Origin of the sequence: Actinomadura bangladeshensis (genome assembly GCF_004348335.1) — a bacterium.
In the GTDB taxonomy this organism is placed as follows: Bacteria; Actinomycetota; Actinomycetes; order Streptosporangiales; family Streptosporangiaceae; genus Spirillospora; species Spirillospora bangladeshensis.
The window spans coordinates 1-19452 of the sequence record NZ_SMJW01000009.1 but is presented as its reverse complement, the minus strand read 5'-3'; the positions used below and the strand labels follow the sequence as shown (position 1 = coordinate 19452).

The 19452-nt window shown below is 73.9% G+C and carries 16 protein-coding genes; all 16 read left to right on the top strand.

Features of this window, described 5'->3' with window-relative positions; genetic code table 11:
* Positions 1–54: 54 nt before the first annotated feature.
* A complete protein-coding gene (locus tag E1284_RS03400) occupies positions 55–1629 on the top strand; it encodes a DAK2 domain-containing protein (protein ID WP_243714229.1) in 1575 nt (524 codons plus the stop codon).
* A complete protein-coding gene (gene recG, locus E1284_RS03395; protein ID WP_279433016.1) occupies positions 1565–3853 on the top strand; it encodes an ATP-dependent DNA helicase RecG in 2289 nt (762 codons plus the stop codon). Before E1284_RS03400 ends, recG begins: the two co-directional genes overlap by 65 nt.
* Positions 3850–4416 (top strand): 16S rRNA (guanine(966)-N(2))-methyltransferase RsmD, encoded by a 567-nt coding sequence (rsmD, locus tag E1284_RS03390; protein WP_131936918.1) that lies wholly within the window; start codon positions 3850–3852, stop codon positions 4414–4416. Before recG ends, rsmD begins: the two co-directional genes overlap by 4 nt.
* A gap of 24 nt (positions 4417–4440) precedes the next feature.
* Complete coding sequence (locus E1284_RS03385) at positions 4441–5898, top strand: penicillin-binding transpeptidase domain-containing protein (RefSeq protein ID WP_243714221.1); 1458 nt, start codon at positions 4441–4443, stop codon at positions 5896–5898.
* A gap of 120 nt (positions 5899–6018) precedes the next feature.
* Positions 6019–6501 (top strand): pantetheine-phosphate adenylyltransferase, encoded by a 483-nt coding sequence (coaD, locus tag E1284_RS03380; protein WP_131936916.1) that lies wholly within the window; start codon positions 6019–6021, stop codon positions 6499–6501.
* Between the two features lie 74 nt (positions 6502–6575).
* Positions 6576–7220: a YceD family protein gene (locus tag E1284_RS03375; RefSeq protein ID WP_131936914.1), complete on the top strand. Its 645-nt coding sequence runs from the start codon at positions 6576–6578 to the stop codon at positions 7218–7220.
* 1 nt (position 7221) lies between these two features.
* The gene (rpmF, locus tag E1284_RS03370; protein WP_067632153.1) at positions 7222–7401 is read left to right on the top strand and encodes a 50S ribosomal protein L32; all 180 of its coding nucleotides are present in this window, start codon (positions 7222–7224) and stop codon (positions 7399–7401) included.
* A gap of 284 nt (positions 7402–7685) precedes the next feature.
* Positions 7686–8492 (top strand): ribonuclease III, encoded by an 807-nt coding sequence (gene rnc / locus E1284_RS03365; RefSeq protein ID WP_131936912.1) that lies wholly within the window; start codon positions 7686–7688, stop codon positions 8490–8492.
* On the top strand, positions 8485–9363 hold the full coding sequence (mutM, locus tag E1284_RS03360) for a bifunctional DNA-formamidopyrimidine glycosylase/DNA-(apurinic or apyrimidinic site) lyase (protein WP_131936910.1): 879 nt from the start codon (positions 8485–8487) through the stop codon (positions 9361–9363). Before rnc ends, mutM begins: the two co-directional genes overlap by 8 nt.
* Before the next feature lie 14 nt (positions 9364–9377).
* Positions 9378–9668, top strand: a complete 291-nt coding sequence (locus E1284_RS03355; RefSeq protein ID WP_131937026.1) for an acylphosphatase — start codon at positions 9378–9380, stop codon at positions 9666–9668.
* Positions 9669–9846: 178 nt separating this feature from the next.
* Positions 9847–10044, top strand: a complete 198-nt coding sequence (locus tag E1284_RS03350) for a hypothetical protein (protein WP_083946295.1) — start codon at positions 9847–9849, stop codon at positions 10042–10044.
* A 734-nt stretch (positions 10045–10778) separates the two neighbouring features.
* The gene (smc, locus tag E1284_RS03345; RefSeq protein ID WP_131936908.1) at positions 10779–14432 is read left to right on the top strand and encodes a chromosome segregation protein SMC; all 3654 of its coding nucleotides are present in this window, start codon (positions 10779–10781) and stop codon (positions 14430–14432) included.
* Positions 14433–14542: 110 nt separating this feature from the next.
* A complete protein-coding gene (gene ftsY / locus E1284_RS03340) occupies positions 14543–15697 on the top strand; it encodes a signal recognition particle-docking protein FtsY (protein ID WP_131936906.1) in 1155 nt (384 codons plus the stop codon).
* A gap of 170 nt (positions 15698–15867) precedes the next feature.
* Positions 15868–17205 (top strand): ammonium transporter, encoded by a 1338-nt coding sequence (locus tag E1284_RS03335; RefSeq protein ID WP_131936904.1) that lies wholly within the window; start codon positions 15868–15870, stop codon positions 17203–17205.
* 2 nt (positions 17206–17207) lie between these two features.
* Positions 17208–17546 (top strand): P-II family nitrogen regulator, encoded by a 339-nt coding sequence (locus E1284_RS03330; protein WP_067632136.1) that lies wholly within the window; start codon positions 17208–17210, stop codon positions 17544–17546.
* An 8-nt stretch (positions 17547–17554) separates the two neighbouring features.
* The coding region (locus tag E1284_RS03325) for a [protein-PII] uridylyltransferase (protein WP_243714220.1) at positions 17555–19452 on the top strand (1898 nt) is incomplete at its 3' end.

Genomic DNA, 19452 nt, shown 5'->3' with positions numbered 1-19452 from the left:
CGGTAGGCGAATCGCCGGCGGCCGGACGAGCAGGGGAGCGGGTCCTTGGGCGAGGTGCTCGACGCGGCGGCGGTGCGCCGCTGGTGCCGGCTGGCGGCGGAGGCACTCGGCCGCACCAGGAGCGAGATCGACGCGCTCAACGTGTTCCCCGTCCCGGACGGGGACACCGGCACCAACCTGCACATGACGGTGATCGCGGCGGCGGACGCGCTGGACGAGCTGCCGGGCGGCGCGGGCCTCGCCGAGACGTGGCGGGCGCTGGCGCGGGGCGCGCTGCTCGGCGCGCGGGGCAACTCCGGCGTGATCCTCAGCCAGGTGCTCCGCGGCCTCGCGGACGTCCTCGGCCCGCTGGAGTCGCCGCCCGGCGGCGCCGTGTTCGCGGGGGCCCTGGGGCACGCGTCCGGGCTGGCGCGCGGCGCCGTGGAGCATCCTGTGGAGGGGACGATCCTGAGCGTCCTCGCCGAGGCCGCCGCGTCGTGCACCGGACCCGGGCTCCCCGAGGCGTGCCTGGCCGCCGCCGGAGGAGCCCGGCGGGCGCTGCGCCGGACCACCGGGCAGCTGGACGTGCTGGCCCGCAGCGGCGTGGTCGACGCGGGCGCCGCCGGGCTGTGCGTGGTCCTCGACGCGCTGGCCGCCGTGGTCACCGAGGAGTATCCCGAGCGGTACGAGGTGCCCGCCCGCGCCGCCGGGACGGCGCCGCTCGTCCCCGACCGCGCGGAACCGCGGGGCCCCGGCTTCGAGGTCATGTACCTGCTGGACGCGCCGGACGACGCCGTCGCAGCCCTGCGCGCGAGGCTCGACGCCCTCGGCGACTCCCTCGTCGTGGTGGGCGGTGACGGCCTCTGGAACGTCCACGTCCACGTGGACGACGCCGGGGCCGCGATCGAGGCGGGCATGGCGGCCGGGCGCCCGCACCGGATCCGGGTCGGCTACCTGCACGCGGAGCCGGGGGAGCCGCACGCGCCGCACACGGGCCGCGCGGTGATCGCCGTGACCGCCGCCGACGGGCTGGCCGCGCTGTTCGAGGGGTGCGGCGCGCGGGTCGTCCGCCGGGAGCCGGGCGCGATGCCGCCGCTCGCCGTGCTGGCGGAGGCGATCCTCGCGGCGGGCGACGAGGTGGCCGTCCTGCCGAACGAACCCGAGGTCCTGGCGCTCGCCGAGGCCGCCGCCGAGCGCGCACGGGACGCCGGCGCGCGGATCGCGGTGGTGCCGACGAAGGCGTCCGTCCAGGGGATGGCGGCGCTGGCGGTGCACGACCCGCTGCGCCGCTTCGGCGAGGACGTCATCGAGATGACCCGGGCCGCCGGCGCGACCCGCTTCGGCCATCTGGAGGTCGCCGGGCAGGAGGCGGTGACGAGCGTCGGGCTGTGCCAGCCGGGCGACGTCCTCGGCCTGATCGAGGGCGACGTCGCGACGATCGGCGCCGACGTCGGGGAGGTGGCCCGCGGTGTCCTGGACCGGATGCTGTCGGGCGGCGGCGAGCTCGTCACGCTGATCGCCGGCGCCCACGCCCCGGCCGGCCTTGCAGAGGCCCTCGAAGAGCACCTCCGCCGGGACCACCCCGATGTGGAGGTCGGCGTCTACGACGGCGGCCAGGAACGATATCCGTTGCTCATCGGCGTTGAGTGATGCCCCGTCGTCCCCATGGGCTAGAAAAGAGTGCGTGGCGAATCTCGACGAGCCGTTGCGCAAGGTCCTCGGCGACAAGACGGCCAAGGCCCTGGAGAAGGGCCTCGACCTGCGCACGGTCGGCGACCTGCTGCACCACTACCCGCGCCGCTACGCCCACCGCGGCGAGCTGACCCGGCTGAGCGGGCTGGAGGACGGCGAGCACGTCACGGTCATGGCCGAGGTCGTCAAGGTCCAGGGCCGCACCCTGACGCGCAACCCCGGCTACGTCCTGGAGATCACCGTCACCGACGGCACGGGGCAGCTCAAGCTCAGCTTCTTCGGCCGCAAGGGCTCCTACAGGGCCGAGAAGGACCTGTCGCCCGGCACCCGCGGGCTGTTCGCCGGCAAGATCAGCACCTACCGGCCGCGCAGCGGGAACGTCGTCCGGCAGCTCGCCCACCCGCAGTACAAGGTCGTCCACGAGCGGAGCGCCGAGCAGGCCGCGCAGGAGTGGGCCGACGAGATCATCCCGATCTACCCGTCCACGAAGGCGCTGCCCATCGAGACGATCGGCACGTCCGTCGAGACCGTCCTGGCGCAGCTGGACCTGCCCGCCGACCCGGTCCCCGAGGCCCTCCTGAAGCGGCGCGGCCTCATCGGCCTGCGCGAGGCGTACGAGGGCATCCACCGCCCGACGAGCTGGGACGAGCTCGGCCGCGCCAGGAAGCGCCTCAAGTGGGACGAGGCGTTCGTCGTCCAGATCGCGCTGGCCCAGCGCCGCCTCGCCGCGGCGGCACTCCCGGCCAAGCCGCGCCCCCCGGCGTTCGGCGGCCTCCAGGCGGAGTTCGACGCGCGCCTCCCCTTCGAACTCACCGAGGGCCAGCGCCGGGTCGGCGACGAGATAGCCGCCGACCTCGCCGGAGAGCACCCCATGCACCGCCTCCTCCAAGGCGATGTCGGAGCCGGCAAGACGATCGTGGCGTTGCGGGCGATGCTGCAGGTCGTGGACGGGGGCGGGCAGGCGGCGCTGCTGGCGCCGACCGAGGTCCTCGCGCAGCAGCACTACCGGTCGATCAGCGGGATGCTCGGCGACCTCGCCCTGGGCGGGCAGATCGGCGGCGCGGAGCACGCCACCCGCGTCGCGCTGCTGACCGGGTCGCAGGGCGCGAAGGCGCGTAAGGAGGCGCTGCTGGACGCGGCGTCCGGCGCCGCCGGGATCGTCGTCGGCACGCACGCGCTGCTGCAGGAGAGCGTCCAGTTCGCCGACCTCGGCCTCGTCGTCGTGGACGAGCAGCACCGCTTCGGCGTCGAGCAGCGGGACGCGCTGCGCGAGAAGGTCGGCGGCGGGCGCCCGCACGTGCTGGTCATGACGGCGACGCCGATCCCGCGCACGGTCGCGATGACCGTCTTCGGCGACCTGGAGACGTCGGTCCTGGGGCAGCTCCCGGCGGGGCGGTCGGAGATCCAGACCCACGTGGTGCCGCCCGAGAAGCCCGCGTTCTTCGCGCGCATCTGGGAGCGCATCAAGGAGGAGGCCGGGAAGGGGCGGCAGGTCTACATCGTCTGCCCGCGCATCGGCGAGCAGGAGGGCGACGAGGGCGACGCCGTGGCCGCGGAGGAGGGGGAGCGCAGGTCGCCGCTCGGCATCATGGAGGTGCTGCCGAAGCTGGAGGAGCTCCTGTCCGGCCTGCGCATCGGCGTCCTGCACGGCAAGCTGCACCCCGACGAGAAGGACGCGGTCATGCGCCGCTTCACCGAGCGGGACCTGGACGTCCTGCTCGCCACCACGGTCATCGAGGTCGGCGTGGACGTCCCCAACGCCACCGTCATGGTCATCATGGACGCCGACCGGTTCGGCGTGTCCCAGCTCCACCAGTTGCGCGGGCGCGTCGGACGCGGCTCCCTGCACGGCCTCTGCCTGCTCGTGACCGACGCCGAACCCGGCAGCAAGGCCCGCGAGCGGCTCGACGCCGTCGCCTCCACCACCGACGGGTTCAAGCTGTCGCGCCTCGACCTGGAGCAGCGCCGCGAGGGCGACGTGCTGGGCGCCGCGCAGGCCGGCCGGGCGTCCAGCCTGCGCCTGCTCACCCTCCAGCGGGACGAGGACGTCATCCGCGACGCCCGCGAGGAGGCGACGGCGCTCGTCGAGGCCGACCCCGGCCTGAAGGAGCATCCGGGCCTCGCCACCGTCCTGTCCTCGCTCCTGGACGAGGACCGCGCCGACTTCCTGGAGAAGGCATGACGCGGATCATCGCGGGCAGCGCGGGCGGGCGGCGGCTCGCCGCCCCGCCGGGCCGGGACACCCGACCGACCAGCGACCGCGCCAGGGAGGGCCTGTTCTCCACCGTCCTCGCCCTGCTCGGCCCACTGGACGGCCTCCGCGTCGCCGACCTGTACGCCGGATCGGGCGCGGTCGGGTTCGAGGCCCTGTCCCGGGGCGCCGCGCACGCGCTGCTCGTCGAGTCGCATCCGCGCGCGGTCCGGGTCATCCGGCAGAACGCCGAGGCGCTCGGGCTGCCCGGCGCCGTCCCGGCCCCGGAGAAGGTGGAGCGGCTCGTCCGCGGGAAGCCCGACGAGCCCTACGACCTGATCTTCGCCGACCCGCCGTACGCGCTCGCGGACGCGTCCGTCACCGGCCTGCTGGAGGACCTCCGCGACCACGGCTGGGCGGCTCCGGACGCGCTGGTCGTCGTGGAGCGCGCCGCGCGCGGGCCCGCGCTGCGCTGGCCGGACGGCTACGAGGCCGAGCGCGACCGCCGCTACGGCGAGGCGATTTTCTGGTACGGCCGCGCGGAGGGCCGTTGACACGGGAGGAGATCGGGTAAAGGCATGCCCATGAAGCCCGGGATCGACCGCGCGGTGGGACGTACCTGGGTCGTCGCCCTGGTGATGGCCGTCGCGCTGATGGCGAACATCACCTATGTCCAGGGCTTCGAGGCGCAGGACCTGCGCGACGACTCCCTCAACGCCCGCCGGCTGCAGGACCGCTTCAAGATCGACCGGGGGCCGATCACCGCGGACGGCGAGCGGCTCGCCTGGTCGGAGAAGACCGGCGGCGACCGCTACCAGCGCCACTACGCCGACGGCCCGGTGTTCGCGCCGATCACCGGCTACTTCTCGGTGTTCTCCCAGACCGGCATCGAGGAGGCCCAGAACCACTTCCTCGACGGCACCGACGACCGCCTCGCCACCCGGAACCTCGTCGACAAGATCATCGGCAACCACGTCCCCGGCGGGACGGTCGAGGCCACCGTCGACGTCAAGGCGCAGCGCGTCGCCTACAAGGCGCTGCGGTCGGCGGGCGCGCGCCGCGCGGCGGCCGTCGTCCTGGACGCGGACACCGGCGCGGTGCTGGTGATGGCGTCGACGCCCTCCTACGACCCGAACGACGTCTCGACGCTCGACGGGGACAAGGCGGAGCGCGCCTTCGAGCGGCTCAACGCCGAGAAGCTCAAGCCGCTGCTCGACAAGGCGACCCGGGAGCTGTTCCCGCCCGGCTCCACGTTCAAGACCGTCGTCGCCGCGTCGGCGCTGGAGGCCGGCGCGAGCGAGAGCACGAGGGTCAGGGCCGGGCGCAGCTACCAGCCGCCGCGCGGCGGGCAGCCGATCAGCAACGACGCAGGCGACATCGGCGGCTCCTGCGACCTGGGCCAGATCCCGCTGATCGAGGCGTACGCGCAGTCCTGCAACACGACCTTCGCCTTCATGGGAGCGGAGGAGCCCGGCAACGGCGCCGTCCACAAGGCGGCGGGCGCCTTCGGGTTCGGTGACCGGATCGAGTACGCCGACGGGCTGCTGAGCGCCGCCAGCTCGTTCCCCACGACGGACCAGCCGGTGCTCAGCGCGCTCGGCTCCATCGGGCAGGGCAGCACGGTCGCGACCCCGCTGCAGATGGCGATGGTGGCCGGCGCCGTCCTCAACGACGGCGAGGTCATGCAGCCGCACCTCGTCGAGAAGCTGCGCGCCCCCAGCGGCTCCACGGTCGACACCATCGCGCCGAAGCGGATGTCGCGCGCCCTGACGGCCGACCAGGCGAAGCAGATGCGGGACATGATGAAGGCCGTCGTCCAGCGGGGCACGGGCAAGACCCTGAGGGGCACCTCCATCCTCGGCGGCAAGACCGGGACCGCCGACGTCGAGGGCGCCTCCTACAACGACCGCTGGTTCATCGGCTTCGGGCCGCGCAGCGACCCGAAGTACGCGGTCGCGGTGATGACCGAGGCGCCCGGCTACGGCATCGAGTCCGGCCCGATCGCCGCGAAGATCATCGACGCGCTGGGCGACTGAACCGGGACCCGGCGGGAACGGACCGGGTCACGGTGTGCCGGTCCCGGGTGAAACCGGGCCGAATGGGATTTGGTACGTTCACGCCGCAGGTCAGAAACCGGGACCGAAGGGGTTCGCGTCGTGCGCCGTGTCGTCTGTCCGGGATCGTTCGACCCCGTCACCAACGGGCATCTCGACATCATCAGCCGCGCCTCCCGTCTGTACGACGAGGTGGTCGTCGCGGTGCTGATCAACAAGAACAAGAAGAGCCTGTTCACCGTGGACGAGCGCGCCGACATGATCGAGGAGGTCACGCGGGAGTACGGCAACGTCAAGGTCGACAAGTTCTACGGGCTCACCGTCGACTACTGCAAGGAACAGGACATCCCGGTCATCGTCCGGGGGCTGCGGGCCGTCAGCGACTACGAGTACGAGCTGCAGATGGCCCAGATGAACCACCGGATAGCCGGGGTGGAGACGCTGTTCATGGCGACGAACCCGGAGTACGCGTTCCTGTCGTCCAGCCTCATGAAGGAGGTCGTGAAGTTCGGCGGGGACATCTCCGGGCTCGTCCCCGACAGCGTCCACGACCGGCTGGTCGAACGACTCCGGCAGCAGGGCTGACCGCCGCGAGTTGGGCCAGTGCCCCGGGGGCGGTACCCTGGGACATCGGCCATCACAGGCGGCCGCTGTTCACCATGCCTCACGGAAGCAGGAATCCGCTGACTCGCCTCGATCCCAATGCCCCTCTCGTGCTCGACACCCGAGCTCTGGGCAGGCAACCCGGGTCGTCGCGGGAGGAGCGGCTGACCGTGCCGGCACCGGAGAACTTCGGCGTCGAGATGGTGGGCGTCCCCGAAGGCGCCGCGATCGAGCTGGACCTCCGGCTCGAAGCGGTCCTCGAGGGGGTGCTCGTCACCGGCACGGCGACGGTCCCCCTCCGGGGGGAGTGCTCCCGCTGCCTCGACCCGATCGCCTCGACCTTCGAGGCGGACTTCCAGGAGCTCTTCGTCTACGACGACACCCGCTCGGGCGGGAACGCCGACGACGACGAGCTCCGCCTCGAGGGCGACCTCATCGACCTCGAACCGGTCCTGCGGGACGCGGTGCTGCTCGCACTGCCGCTGTCCCCGCTGTGCCGGGACGACTGCCCGGGCCTGTGCCCGGACTGCGGTGCGCGGCTCGCCGACGTCGAGCCCGGGCACCACCACGACGTCGCCGACCCCAGGTGGGCGGCGCTGCGGGACCTTGCCGGCGACATGGCGCCGGACTCCCCCGAAAGGGGGAACGGAAGCTCCGGCTTCCGTGGATCCGACCGACGAGAAGGAAAGCAGGAGGGCTGACGTGGCCGTCCCCAAGCGGAAGAAGTCGCGCAGCAACACGCGGCACCGGCGCTCGCAGTGGAAGACCGCGGCGCCGAACCTGGTCGAGTGCCCGACGTGCCGCGACCACAAGCTGCCGCACACCGCGTGCGCGACATGCGGCACCTACGACCGGCGGCAGGTCATCGCCCCGTCGGCCTGAGTCTTCTCGCATCCTGGGGGGCGGATCCGCGCGCGGCGCGGCCCGCCCCCCACGGTGCGGGACGGACTTCCCACCCCGACCACCCCGGCGCGCGACGTCGGCGTGGTGACCGGCGCGGAGCCCGCGCCCGGAGCCGTGGTGCACGCCGGGATCAGCAGACCGGCGCGCACCTCGTCTTCGCGGACATCCTCCTCGCCGCGCGTCCTCGCCGTCCCGGCCGCTGCGGCCGGCGCGCCGCTCCAGCGACCGCGCCATGCGCGGTGCACGGCCTGCGAGGAGGGCCCGTGAGCGCCAAGAAGAGCGCACCCACGCCGGACCCGGCGGAACTGACCGCGGCGCTCGGCGTCGAAGTGACCGGCGACCTGCTCGAACGGGCGCTGACGCACCGTTCCTACGCCTACGAGAACGGCGGCCTGCCCACCAACGAGCGCCTGGAGTTCCTCGGCGACTCGGTGCTCGGGCTCGTCGTCACCGACACCCTGTTCCGGGGCCACCCCGACCTGCCCGAGGGGCAGCTCGCCAAGCTGCGCGCCGCCGTGGTGAACATGCGCGCCCTCGCGGGCGTCGCCCGCGGCCTCGGCGTCGGCGCCCACATCCGGCTCGGCCGCGGCGAGGAGGGCACCGGCGGCCGCGACAAGGCCTCGATACTGGCCGACACCCTGGAGGCGCTGATCGGCGCCGTCTACCTGGACCGCGGCCTGGACGAGGCGTCCGCGCTCGTGCACCGGCTGTTCGACTCGCTGATCACCCGGTCGGCGGGGCTCGGCGCCGGGCTCGACTGGAAGACCTCGCTGCAGGAGCTCACGGCGGTGGAGGAGCTCGGCGTCCCCGAGTACCACGTCGCCGAGAGCGGCCCCGACCACCAGAAGACGTTCCGCGCGTCGGTGCGGGTCGGCGGCAAGACCTACGGGTCGGGCGAGGGCCGCAGCAAGAAGGAGGCCGAGCAGCACGCCGCCGAGGCCGCCTGGAACGAGATCCGCGCGATCGTCGTGCAGCGGGAGGCCGCGGCGCAGGCCGAGGCTCAGGGCGAATCGGGCGGGCCGGGCGATCCGGGCGGGCAGGCCGCGCAGGAGGCCCAGGCCGGTGCCTGAGCTGCCCGAGGTCGAGGTCGTCCGGCGGGGCCTGGAGCGCTGGACGGCAGGGCGGGCGGTCGCGTCCGCCGAGGTCCTGCACCCCCGCTCGGTGCGCCGCCACGCGGCAGGCCCGGCGGACTTCGCCGCGCGCCTCGCCGGCCGCACGATGCGGGCGCCCCGCCGCCGCGGCAAGTACCTGTGGATCCCGCTGGACGACGGGTCCGAGGCGGTGCTGGCGCATCTCGGCATGAGCGGGCAGCTGCTCGTCGGGGAGCCCGGCCGCGAGCGCGAGAAGCACCTGCGGGTCCGGGTCCTGTTCGAGGACGGCGGCCACGACCTGCGCTTCGTCGACCAGCGGACGTTCGGGCACCTCATGCTCGCCGACCTCGTCCCGGACGCGTTCGGCGCCGGTTCGACCGTCCCGGAGCCGATCGTGCACATCGCGGCCGACCCGCTGGAGGACGCCTTCGACGCCGAGGCGTTCTTCCGCGCGCTGCGCCGCCGCAGGACCGGGATCAAACGGGCGCTGCTCGACCAGTCGCTGATCAGCGGGGTCGGCAACATCTACGCCGACGAGGCGCTGTGGCGCGCGAGGCTGCACTGGGCCCGGCCCACCGACACGATGACGCGGGCGGAGGCCGCGCGCGTCCTGGCGGCCGCACGGGACGTCATGGGGGCCGCGCTCGCCGTCGGCGGGACGTCCTTCGACAGCCTCTACGTCAACGTGAACGGCGAGAGCGGCTACTTCGAGCGGTCCCTGGACGCCTACGGCCGCCGCGACGAGCCGTGCCGCCGCTGCGGCACCGCGATCCGCCGCGACGAGTTCATGAACCGCTCGTCCTACAGCTGCCCGGTGTGCCAGCCGCGCCCGAGGCGGGCCCGCTACTAGGGTTCCGGAGCGTGATGGACGACGAGGAGATCGTGCGGCTCACCGCCTGGGTGCGCGGCCGCGTCCAGGGCGTCGGGTTCCGCTGGTGGGTGCGGTCGCGGGCGCTGGAGCTCGGCCTGGCCGGCAGCGCGACGAACCTGAGCGACGGGCGCGTCGAGGTCGTGGCGGAGGGCCCGCGCGGCAGATGCCTGCGCCTGCTCGAACTGCTGGGCGGTGACGGCGCCGGGCGTCCGGGCAGGGTCGCGGGCGTGACCGAGCGCTGGAGCGAGCCGCGCGGCGAGGCCGCCGGTTTTCTGGAGCGGTGACCGGGTAGGGCGTTCCGGTTCGCACCTGCTAAACTAGTAGAGGAAGGTTGTTACCGGCCTGTGATGTGCGGCTTGACCAGGACACCGGCCGGTGCGACTCTAGACGATACGCGCACCGACTTCAGTTGATTCTCGTGCGCGATCCCTGCTGGTTACTCAGCGTGGAGGACCCTTAGTCATGGCGAAGGCTCTACTCGGCCACGTCGGCGGTCCCGACCCCCGGATGGTCGCGGAGATGCGGCGCCTGCAGCAGCGCGTACGTGATCTGGAAGCCGAGCTCGTACGGCTTCAGGCAGAGAACGACGCGCTCGCGACGGCGCCGGACGACGATGTGATGTCCCTTGCGGTCAAGGACCGCGAACCCGCGCTGACCTGATCGGCGCTCTGTTCATTCTTTGCTCTCCTCCTTCGGGCCTGGCGGCCCTCTATCGTCGAGCAAAGGGCGATCGCTGGCATCGCTCCGGCTCGCCCTGGGGGCTCGCTGCGCGATCAAGTTCTCGCGGGCTCGAACTTGCCTTCGGACGCGATCGCAACGCTGAGGTCGGTGGGAGGTCGAGCTTAGAACTCCCGGCCCAGACGCCGCTACCACCGGCGGCGCTGGGCCTTCGAATCTTCGATCCCCGAGCCGGCCGTGGCCGTCACGGTCCGGCTCGGTGTGGTGCGACGGACGCCCGGCTTCGCGCACGTTCGCAACGCCGGGCCCGGCGGGTGGCCGTCCGCCGCGGGTGCCGCAGTGGAGAAGGACGGCGCATCGCCGTACTCGGGGCTTGAATTCCCTGGTCATAGGGTCGGTGGACTTTCCTCGCGTTCCGGAGAGTGTCGCCTTTTAGCCCCGTGTCGCGGTGTCGTCTTCGGGGCGCGGCCGTCGGTCCGTTCGGGGCCGGGTTCGTGCAAGGTGCGGTAAAGGTTCTCCCTCTTTCGGGCCGACCGAATATGGCCGTTTCGTGTTGATCTGTGGAATTGCGGCATCTGACGGGTGCGGCGGCCGGTGCGGCCGACGCCGGGGCCGTCGGCGCAGGTACGCGATAGCCTCTAGCGTTGCGGTCGGGCGCCGGACCGGTGCGCGCCCGGCGTCCGGCACCGGCGCGGAGCAGGGAGGATGGCGAGGGTTTGTACCTGAAGACCTTGACGTTGCGCGGCTTCAAGTCCTTCGCGTCCTCCACCACGCTGAAGTTCGAGCCGGGGATCACGGCGGTCGTCGGGCCGAACGGGTCGGGCAAGTCCAACGTCGTGGACGCGCTGGCCTGGGTCATGGGCGAGCAGGGCGCCAAGTCGCTGCGCGGCGGCAAGATGGAGGACGTCATCTTCGCCGGCACGGCGAACCGGGCGCCGCTCGGCCGCGCCGAGGTCGTGCTGACGATCGACAACTCCGACGGGGCCCTGCCGATCGACTACACCGAGGTGACGATCAGCCGGCTGATGTTCCGGTCCGGGTCGAGCGAGTACGCGATCAACGGCGACGGGTGCCGCCTGCTGGACATCCAGGAGCTGCTGTCGGACTCCGGCATCGGCCGCGAGATGCACGTCATCATCGGGCAGGGGCAGCTCGACCGCGTCCTGCACTCGGGCCCCGAGGGGCGCCGCGCGGTCATCGAGGAGGCGGCCGGCGTCCTCAAGCACCGCAAGCGCAAGGAGAAGGCGCTCCGCAAGCTGGACGCGATGCAGGGCAACCTCACCCGCGTCCAAGACCTGACCGGTGAGCTGCGGCGGCAGCTGAAGCCGCTCGGGAAGCAGGCCGAGATCGCGCGGCGCGCCGCGGTGATCCAGGCCGACCTGCGCGACGCGCGGCTGCGGCTGCTGGCCGACGACCTCGTCACGCTGCGGACGAGGCTGGAGCAGGAGGCCGCCGACGAGGCCGCGATCCGGGAGCGCCGCACCGAGACCGAGCGGGCGCTCGCCGAAGCCCAGGAGCGCGAGGGCGTCCTGGAGGCGGAGGAGGCCGAGCAGGCGCCGAAGCTCGCGCAGGTCCAGGACACCTGGTTCCGGCTGTCGGCGCTGAAGGAGCGGCTCCGGGGCGTCGCCGACCTCGCCGCCGAGCGGCACCGCAACGCCGCCGAAGCGCGCGAGGAGGAGCGGCGCGGCCGCGACCCCGAGGACATGGAGCGCGAGGCCGCCGAGATCCGCGAGCAGGAGGAGATGCTCCGCGCCGCGCTGGACGAGGCGCAGGACGGCCTCGCCGACGCCGTGGAGCAGCGGACCGGCGTCGAGGAGTCCCTCGCCGCCGAGGAGCGCCGCCTGCAGGCCGCCGCGCGCGCCGCCGCCGACCGCCGCGAGGAGCTGGCGCGGACGCGCGGCCGGGTCGAGGCGCTGCGCAGCAAGGCGCAGGCCGGGCGGTCGGAGATCGGGCGGCTCACCGAGGCCCGCGAGGAGGCCGAGCAGCGCGCCGAGGACGCCCGGGTGGAGTTCGAGGCGTTCGAGGCCGAGGTCGTCGAGGACCCGGCGCTCGCCGCCGAGCACCAGGTCGTGCAGGAGGCCCTCGCCACCGCCAAGGACGCCGCCGAGGCCGCGCGCTCGGCCGTGGACGGCCCGCGCCGGGCGCTGAAGGAGGCGCGGGGCGCCGTGGCGTCGGCCCGGTCCGCCGACCAGGCCGCGCAGAAGAGGGTCGCGGCGCTGCAGGCCCGGATCGAGGCCCTGAACCTGACGCTCGCCAGCGCCGCCGACGGCGGCGAGGCGCTGCTGTCGGCGGGCGCGGACGGGACGCTCGACGGCGTGCTGGGCACGGTCGCGTCCCTGCTGAACGTCCGCCCCGGGTACGAGACGGCGGTCGCCGCCGCGCTCGGCAACGCCGCCGAGGCCATCGCCGTCGGCTCCCTGGACACCGCCGAGGCCGCGCTGGCGCTGCTGCGCTCCCGCGACGCCGGACGCGCCGGGCTGCTCATCGGCGGGGGAGCGGCGGCGCCGTCCGGGCGGGTGCCGGGCGTCGACTACGCGCTCGATGCGGTGACCGTCCCGGCCGCCGTGCGGCCGGCCCTTGAGCATCTCCTGCGGGACGTGGCCGTGGTGGACGACGTGCCGTCGGCCGCGTCGCTCGTCCGCCGGGAGCCGTCCCTGCGCGCGGTGACCCGGGAGGGCGAACTCGTCGGCGCGCACTGGGCCCAGGGCGGCGCGGCCGGCGGCGGGCAGAGCCTCCTGCGGATGCGCGCGACCCTCGACGAGGCCACCGAGGACCTCGCCGCCGCGGAGACCGCGGCGGGCGCCGCCGCCGACGAGCTCAGCGCGTCGATGGAGCGCGAGCAGTCCGCCCAGACCGCGCTGGAGGCCGCGGAGGCCGCGGCCGGGGAGGCCCAGTCGAGCGTCGACCGGGCCCAGAGCGAGCTCGACCGCGTCCGCGCGCGCTTGCGCGAGTTCGACGCGCAGGCCGCACAGGAGGCCAAGCGCGCCGCCCGCCTGGAGGCCGACGCCCGCGCCGCGCGCGGCGAGGTGGAGCGCCTCACCAAGGCCCTCGACGCCGCGAACGAGTCGCTGGAGCGCGACACCGAGGCGGCTGAGGAACTGGCGATGCGGCTCGCCGAGTCGGAGGAGGCCGCCGAGGTCGCCGACGAGGCCGGGCACGACACCGAGGCGCGCGACGAGCTGAACGCCCGCGTCCAGGAGCTGCGCTCGGCCGAGATGGAGGCGCGGCTGTCGGTCCGCACCGCCGAGGAGCGCGTCCAGGCCATCTCCGGCCGCGCCGACGCCCTGGAGCGGGGCGCCCGCCGCGAACGCGAGGAGCGCGCCCGCGCCGCCCAGCGCCGCGCCCGCCGGGAGGAGCAGGCGAGGATCGCCAAGGCCGTCCACCGGGGCGCCCGGACGGCCCTCGACCGCATCGAGCACTCCCTCGCCGCCGCCGTCCGCCGCCGCGAGGCCGCCGAGCAGGCCAAGGCCGCGCGCGAGGCCGAGCTGAAGGTCGTCCGGACGCAGGTCCGCGAGTTGTCGGCCACCCTGGAGCGCCTGGTCAACGTCGTGCACGGCAACGAGGTCGCCCGCGCCGAGCAGCGGCTCAGGCTGGAGCAGTACGAGCAGCGCGCGCTGGAGGAGTTCGGGCTGGAGGTCGAGTCGCTCGTCGCCGAGTACGGCCCCGACCAGCTCGTCCCGCCCGACCCGGAGAAAGGGGAGGACGCGCGGCCCGTCCCCTACGACCGGACGGTCCAGGAGAAGCGCGCCAAGGTCGCCGAGCGGCAGCTCAACCAGCTCGGCAAGGTCAACCCGCTCGCGCTGGAGGAGTTCGCGGCGCTGGAGGAGCGGCACGCGTTCCTCACCTCGCAGCTGGAGGACCTCAAGAAGACCCAGCGGGAGCTGCTCGGCCTCGTCAAGGAGGTCGACGACCGCGTCCAGGAGGTGTTCGGCACCGCCTACGAGGACACCGCCCGCGAGTTCGAGCGGATCTTCGCGCGGCTGTTCCCCGGCGGCGAGGGCAGCCTCTCGCTGACCGAGCCCGGCGACATGCTCACGACCGGCGTCGAGGTCGCGGCCCGGCCGCCCGGCAAGAAGGTGAAGCGGCTGTCGCTGCTGTCCGGCGGCGAGCGCTCCCTGGTCGCCATCGCCTTCCTCGTCGCCGTGTTCAAGGCGCGCCCGTCGCCGTTCTACGTCCTGGACGAGGTCGAGGCCGCGCTGGACGACACCAACACGCAGCGGCTCATCACCGTCTTCGAGGAGCTGCGCGAGTCGTCCCAGCTGATCGTCATCACCCACCAGAAGCGCACCATGGAGGGCGCCGACGCCCTCTACGGCGTCAGCATGCGCGGAGACGGCGTCACCCAGGTCGTCAGCCAGCGGCTCCGCTGATCGCCTTTCTCTCCTCCTCCCGGCCCGGAGGCCCCCGTCGGGCCGGCGCGGAGCGGAGACGCCCAGGCCGGACACACCCCCCGCGGCGGACATGAAAAGCTGAGGGGGCTATGGAATATCTGATCGTCATCGCCGCGCTGGCCGCCGTCGCACTGATCATCGGCGGCATCACCCTGCTGCGGCCACGCCGCACACGCCCGCGCCCGCCGGTGGAGCGGCCGTCGGAACGGACCGGCGGCGCGACCGCCGCCGACGAGGCGGAGGCCGGGGCCCCCACGATCGAGCGGGCGCCGCCGACGGAGGTGCCGGCGCCGCGTCCCACGGTCGAGATCGAGAAGCCGCCGCCGGGCGCGGGGCGGCTGGTCCGGCTGCGGGCGCGGCTCGCGCGCTCCCAGAACACGTTCGGCAAGACCCTCCTCGGCCTGCTGTCGCGCGACACGCTCGACGAGGACGCCTGGGAGGAGATCGAGGACACCCTGATCACCGCCGACATGGGCACCTCCGTGGCCCGCCAGGTCACCGACGACCTGCGGACCCGCGTCCAGGTGCTCGGCACCCGCAGCCCGGGGGAGGTCCGGGCGCTGCTGAAGGAGGAGCTGGTCAAGCAGATCGGCCCCGACCTGGACCGCTCGCTGCGCACCGAGGCGCACGGCGACCGCCCGGCCGTGCTGATGGTCGTCGGTGTCAACGGCACCGGCAAGACCACCACCTGCGGGAAGCTCGGCCGCGTCCTCGTCGGCGACGGCAACACGGTGCTGCTCGGCGCCGCCGACACCTTCCGCGCCGCCGCCGCCGACCAGCTGGAGACGTGGGGGACGCGGGTCGGGGCGCAGGTCGTCCGCAAGGACGAGGGCGCCGACCCGGCGAGCGTCGCGTTCGACGCGGTGAAGCAGGGCATCGAGTCCAAGGTCAACGTGGTGATCATCGACACCGCGGGCCGGCTGCACACCAAGACCGGGCTGATGGACGAGCTGGGCAAGGTCAAGCGCGTCGTGGAGAAGCAGGCGGCGGTGGACGAGGTCCTGCTCGTCCTGGACGCGACGACCGGCCAGAACGGCATGCAGCAGGCCCGCGTGTTCGCCGAGGTCGTGAACGTGACCGGCGTGGTCCTGACGAAGCTGGACGGCACCGCGAAGGGCGGCATCGTCGTCCAGGTGCAGCGGGAGCTCGGCGTCCCGGTGAAGCTGGTCGGGCTGGGCGAGGGGCCGGACGACCTCGCGCCGTTCGAGCCGGAGGCGTTCGTCGACGCGATCCTGGGCGACTGAAATCAACCTTTCCATGACTAAAAACGGCATGTGAGGACTTAGAAACACCTGCGAAACACCCGGGAGTGGGTTTTCACACCCGCGAAACGCGGGGGCCCCGCGCGCGAAACCGCCGAGGTCGAGTCTCTGAGCAGTTCGAAGTTCCCTGGCGAGGAGGGACTGTCCCAGAGATGAAGATCGATAGCGGTAGTACCGCATGGATGCTGACGAGCACCGCGCTCGTCCTGCTGATGACACCCGGGCTCGCCTTCTTCTACGGAGGCATGAGCCGCGCGAAGAGCGTGCTCAACATGATGATGATGAGCTTCGTCAGCATCGCCGTGGTGGGCATGGCGTGGGTCGTCTACGGCTACTCCCTTACGTTCGGCGACGGCGGCCCGCTCAGCCCGGTCATCGGCGGGTTCGGCGACTGGGGGCTCGTCGGCCTGGAGAAGGCCGCCACGGCCGGCGACGGCACGGGCATCCCGCAACTGGTGTTCGTGGCCTTCCAGGCGACGTTCGCCATCATCACCGTCGCGCTGATCAGCGGCGCCGTCGCCGACCGCGCCAAGTTCGGCGCGTGGGTCGTGTTCACCCTGGTCTGGGCGACGCTCGTGTACTTCCCGATCGCGCACTGGGTGTGGTGGTCGGACGGCCAGGACGGCGGCAAGTCCGGGTGGCTGTTCGACCTCGGCGCGCTCGACTTCGCGGGCGGCACCGTCGTCCACATCAACGCCGGTGTCGCGGCGCTCGCGCTCGTGCTCGTCCTCGGCAGGCGCCGGGGCTGGCCTAAGGAGCCGATGCGCCCGCACAACCTGCCGTTCGTCCTGCTCGGCGCCGGCCTGCTGTGGTTCGGGTGGTTCGGGTTCAACGCCGGATCCGCCCTGTCGGCCGGCGCCACCGCGGCCGTCGCGTTCATCAACACGCTCGCCGCGACCTGCGCCGCCGCGTTCGCCTGGATCGCCGTCGAGAAGCTGCGCGACGGCGCGTCCACCACGCTCGGCATCGCCTCCGGCGTCGTCGCCGGGCTGGTCGCCATCACCCCGGCCTGCGCGTTCGTCACCCCGCTCGGCGCCATCGCCCTCGGCCTCGTCGCCGGCGCGGTGTGCGCGTTCGCGGTCGGGCTCAAGTACCGGCTCGGCTACGACGACTCGCTCGACGTGGTCGGCGTCCACATGGTCGGCGGCATCGTCGGCGCCCTGCTGATCGGCCTCCTGGCCACCACCGCGGTCAACGACGCGGGCGCGGACGGGCTGCTGGCCGGCGGCGGGTTCGCGCTGCTCGGCAAGCAGGCCGTCGCCGTCCTCGCGACGCTCGCCTACTCGTTCACCGTGACCTACCTGATCGCGAAGGTCATCGACCTGACGATGGGCTTCCGGATCAGCGCCGACGACGAGGCCGCCGGCATCGACAGCACGGCGCACGCGGAGACCGCCTACGACTTCGGCACGATCCGCGCGGGCATCGGCTCCGGCTCCGGGGCGACCGCGGCGGCGCCCGCCGCCCCGTCGAAGAAGGTTGAGGCGTAGGAATGAAGCTCATCACGGCGGTCATCAAGCCGTTCAAGCTGGACGAGGTCAAGAAGGCCCTGGAGACCTTCGGGGTCAGGGGCATGACCGTCAGCGAGGCCAGCGGCTACGGGCGGCAGAAGGGGCACACCGAGGTGTACCGGGGCGCCGAGTACCAGGTCGACCTGGTGCCCAAGCTCCGGATCGAGGTCCTGGTCGACGCCGACGACGCCGACGACATCATCGACGTGATCGTCCGCGCCGCCCGCACGGACAAGATCGGGGACGGCAAGGTGTGGGCGGTGCCGGTCGACACGGTCGTCCGGGTCCGCACCGGCGAGACCGGCCCGGAAGCCCTCTAGGCCGCGCCGTGTCCCGCACCCGCCGGCCCGTCATCCCGGACGACGACCCCACCCGGCCCGCCGCGGCCGAGCGCGACCGCGCCCGGCCGCCGGGCGGCGGGTCCGGCGGGACGGCGGCCGGCGCGCCCGCCGCCGCCCGCGCCGCCCTCGCGGCGGCGCGGGCCGCCCGGGCCGCCGACCTGGACCGGCACCTGAGCGCCCTCCTGGCCGGCGCGCTCACCGGCGAAGACCCCACCGCCGCCGGCCGGGGCGGGAGCGAGGCTCTGGAGGGGGTCGCGCTCGTCGCGGTCGGCAGCCACGCGCGCCGCGAGCTGACGCCCGGCGGCGACCTCGACCTCGTCCTCCTGCACCGGGGGCGGGCCGACGTCGCCGGGATCGCCGACCGGGTCTGGTACCCGCTCTGGGACTCCGGGATACGCCTCGACCACTCCGTCCGCACCGTCCACCAGGCCCGGACGGTCGCGCGCACCGACATGAAGGCCGCGCTCGGGCTGCTGTCCGCGCGCCGCGTCGCGGGCGACCACACGCTGGTGGACGAACTGCGCGCCGCCGTCCTCGCCGACTGGCGCGCCGACGCCGCCGTCCGGCTGCCCGACCTGTCCGCGATGTGCCGGGAGCGGTGGGAGACCCGCGGCGAGCTGGCCTTCCTCCTCGAACCCGACGTCAAGGAAGCCCACGGGGGGCTGCGCGACGTCCACGTGATGCACGCCGTCGCCGCGTCCTGGGTGGCGTCCGCCCCGGACGGCCCGGTCAGGGCCGCCCACGACCTGCTCCTCGACGTGCGGCACGCTCTGCACGAGGTCACCGGGCGCTCCACCGACCGCCTCGTCCTCCAAGAACAGGACGCCGTCGCGCGCGCGCTCGCCCTGCCGGACGCGGACGTCCTGCAGCGCTCCATCGTGGACGCGGCCCGCACGATCACCTACGCGGGCTCCAACCTGTGGCGGCGCGTCGACCGCGTCACCCGGTCCAGGACCACCCGCTCCCGCAACGAACTCGATCACCCCGGCCCGGCGGCGACACGCGAACCGGCCGGTGCACGGCCGGGCACGCGGTCGGCGGACGCCGGACGGCGCCCAGGGGTCGAGCGGCGGCCCGTCGGCGACGGCGCCGTCGAGCACGGGGGAGAGGTCGTGCTCGCGCGGAGCGCCGATCTCCGCGACCCGGCCCTCGTCCTGCGCGTCGCCGCCGCCGCGGCCCAGGCCGGCCTGCCGCTCGCTCCCGCGACCGCGGCCAGGCTCGCCGAACACGCCGCCCTGCCGCCCGTGCCGTGGCCCCCGGCCGCCCGCGACGCGCTCGTCTCCCTGCTCGGTGCCGGTTCCGCCGCCATCGCCGTCTGGGAGGCCCTCGACCGGGCCGGGCTGATCGTCCGGCTGCTCCCCGAGTGGGAACATGTCCGCAACCGGCCGCAGCGCAACCCCGTCCACCGCTTCACCGTCGACCGCCACCTCGTGGAGACCGCCGCCGGCGCCGCCTCCCTCACCCGCGAGGTCGCCCGCCCGGACCTGCTGCTCACCGGCGCCCTGTTCCACGACATCGGCAAGGGCCGGCCCGGCGACCACTCCACCGCGGGCGCCGCCGCCGTCCGCGGCATCGGCACCCGCCTGGGCTTCCCCGAGGACGACGTCCGCGTGCTCGAAACGCTCGTCCGCCACCATCTGCTGCTCCCCGACACCGCCACCCGCCGCGACATCGACGACCCCGTGACCGTCCAGACCGTCATCGACGCCGTGTCCCGGGTGCCGGGACGCGAGCGCGAGATCCTCGACCTGCTCGCCGCCCTCGCGATCGCCGACGGCACCGCCACCGGCCCCGCCGCCTGGGGCGCGTGGAAGGCCGGCCTCGTCGCCGAACTGGCCCGCCGCGCGGCGGCCGCGCTCGCGGGCGGGACGCCGCCGCCCCCGCC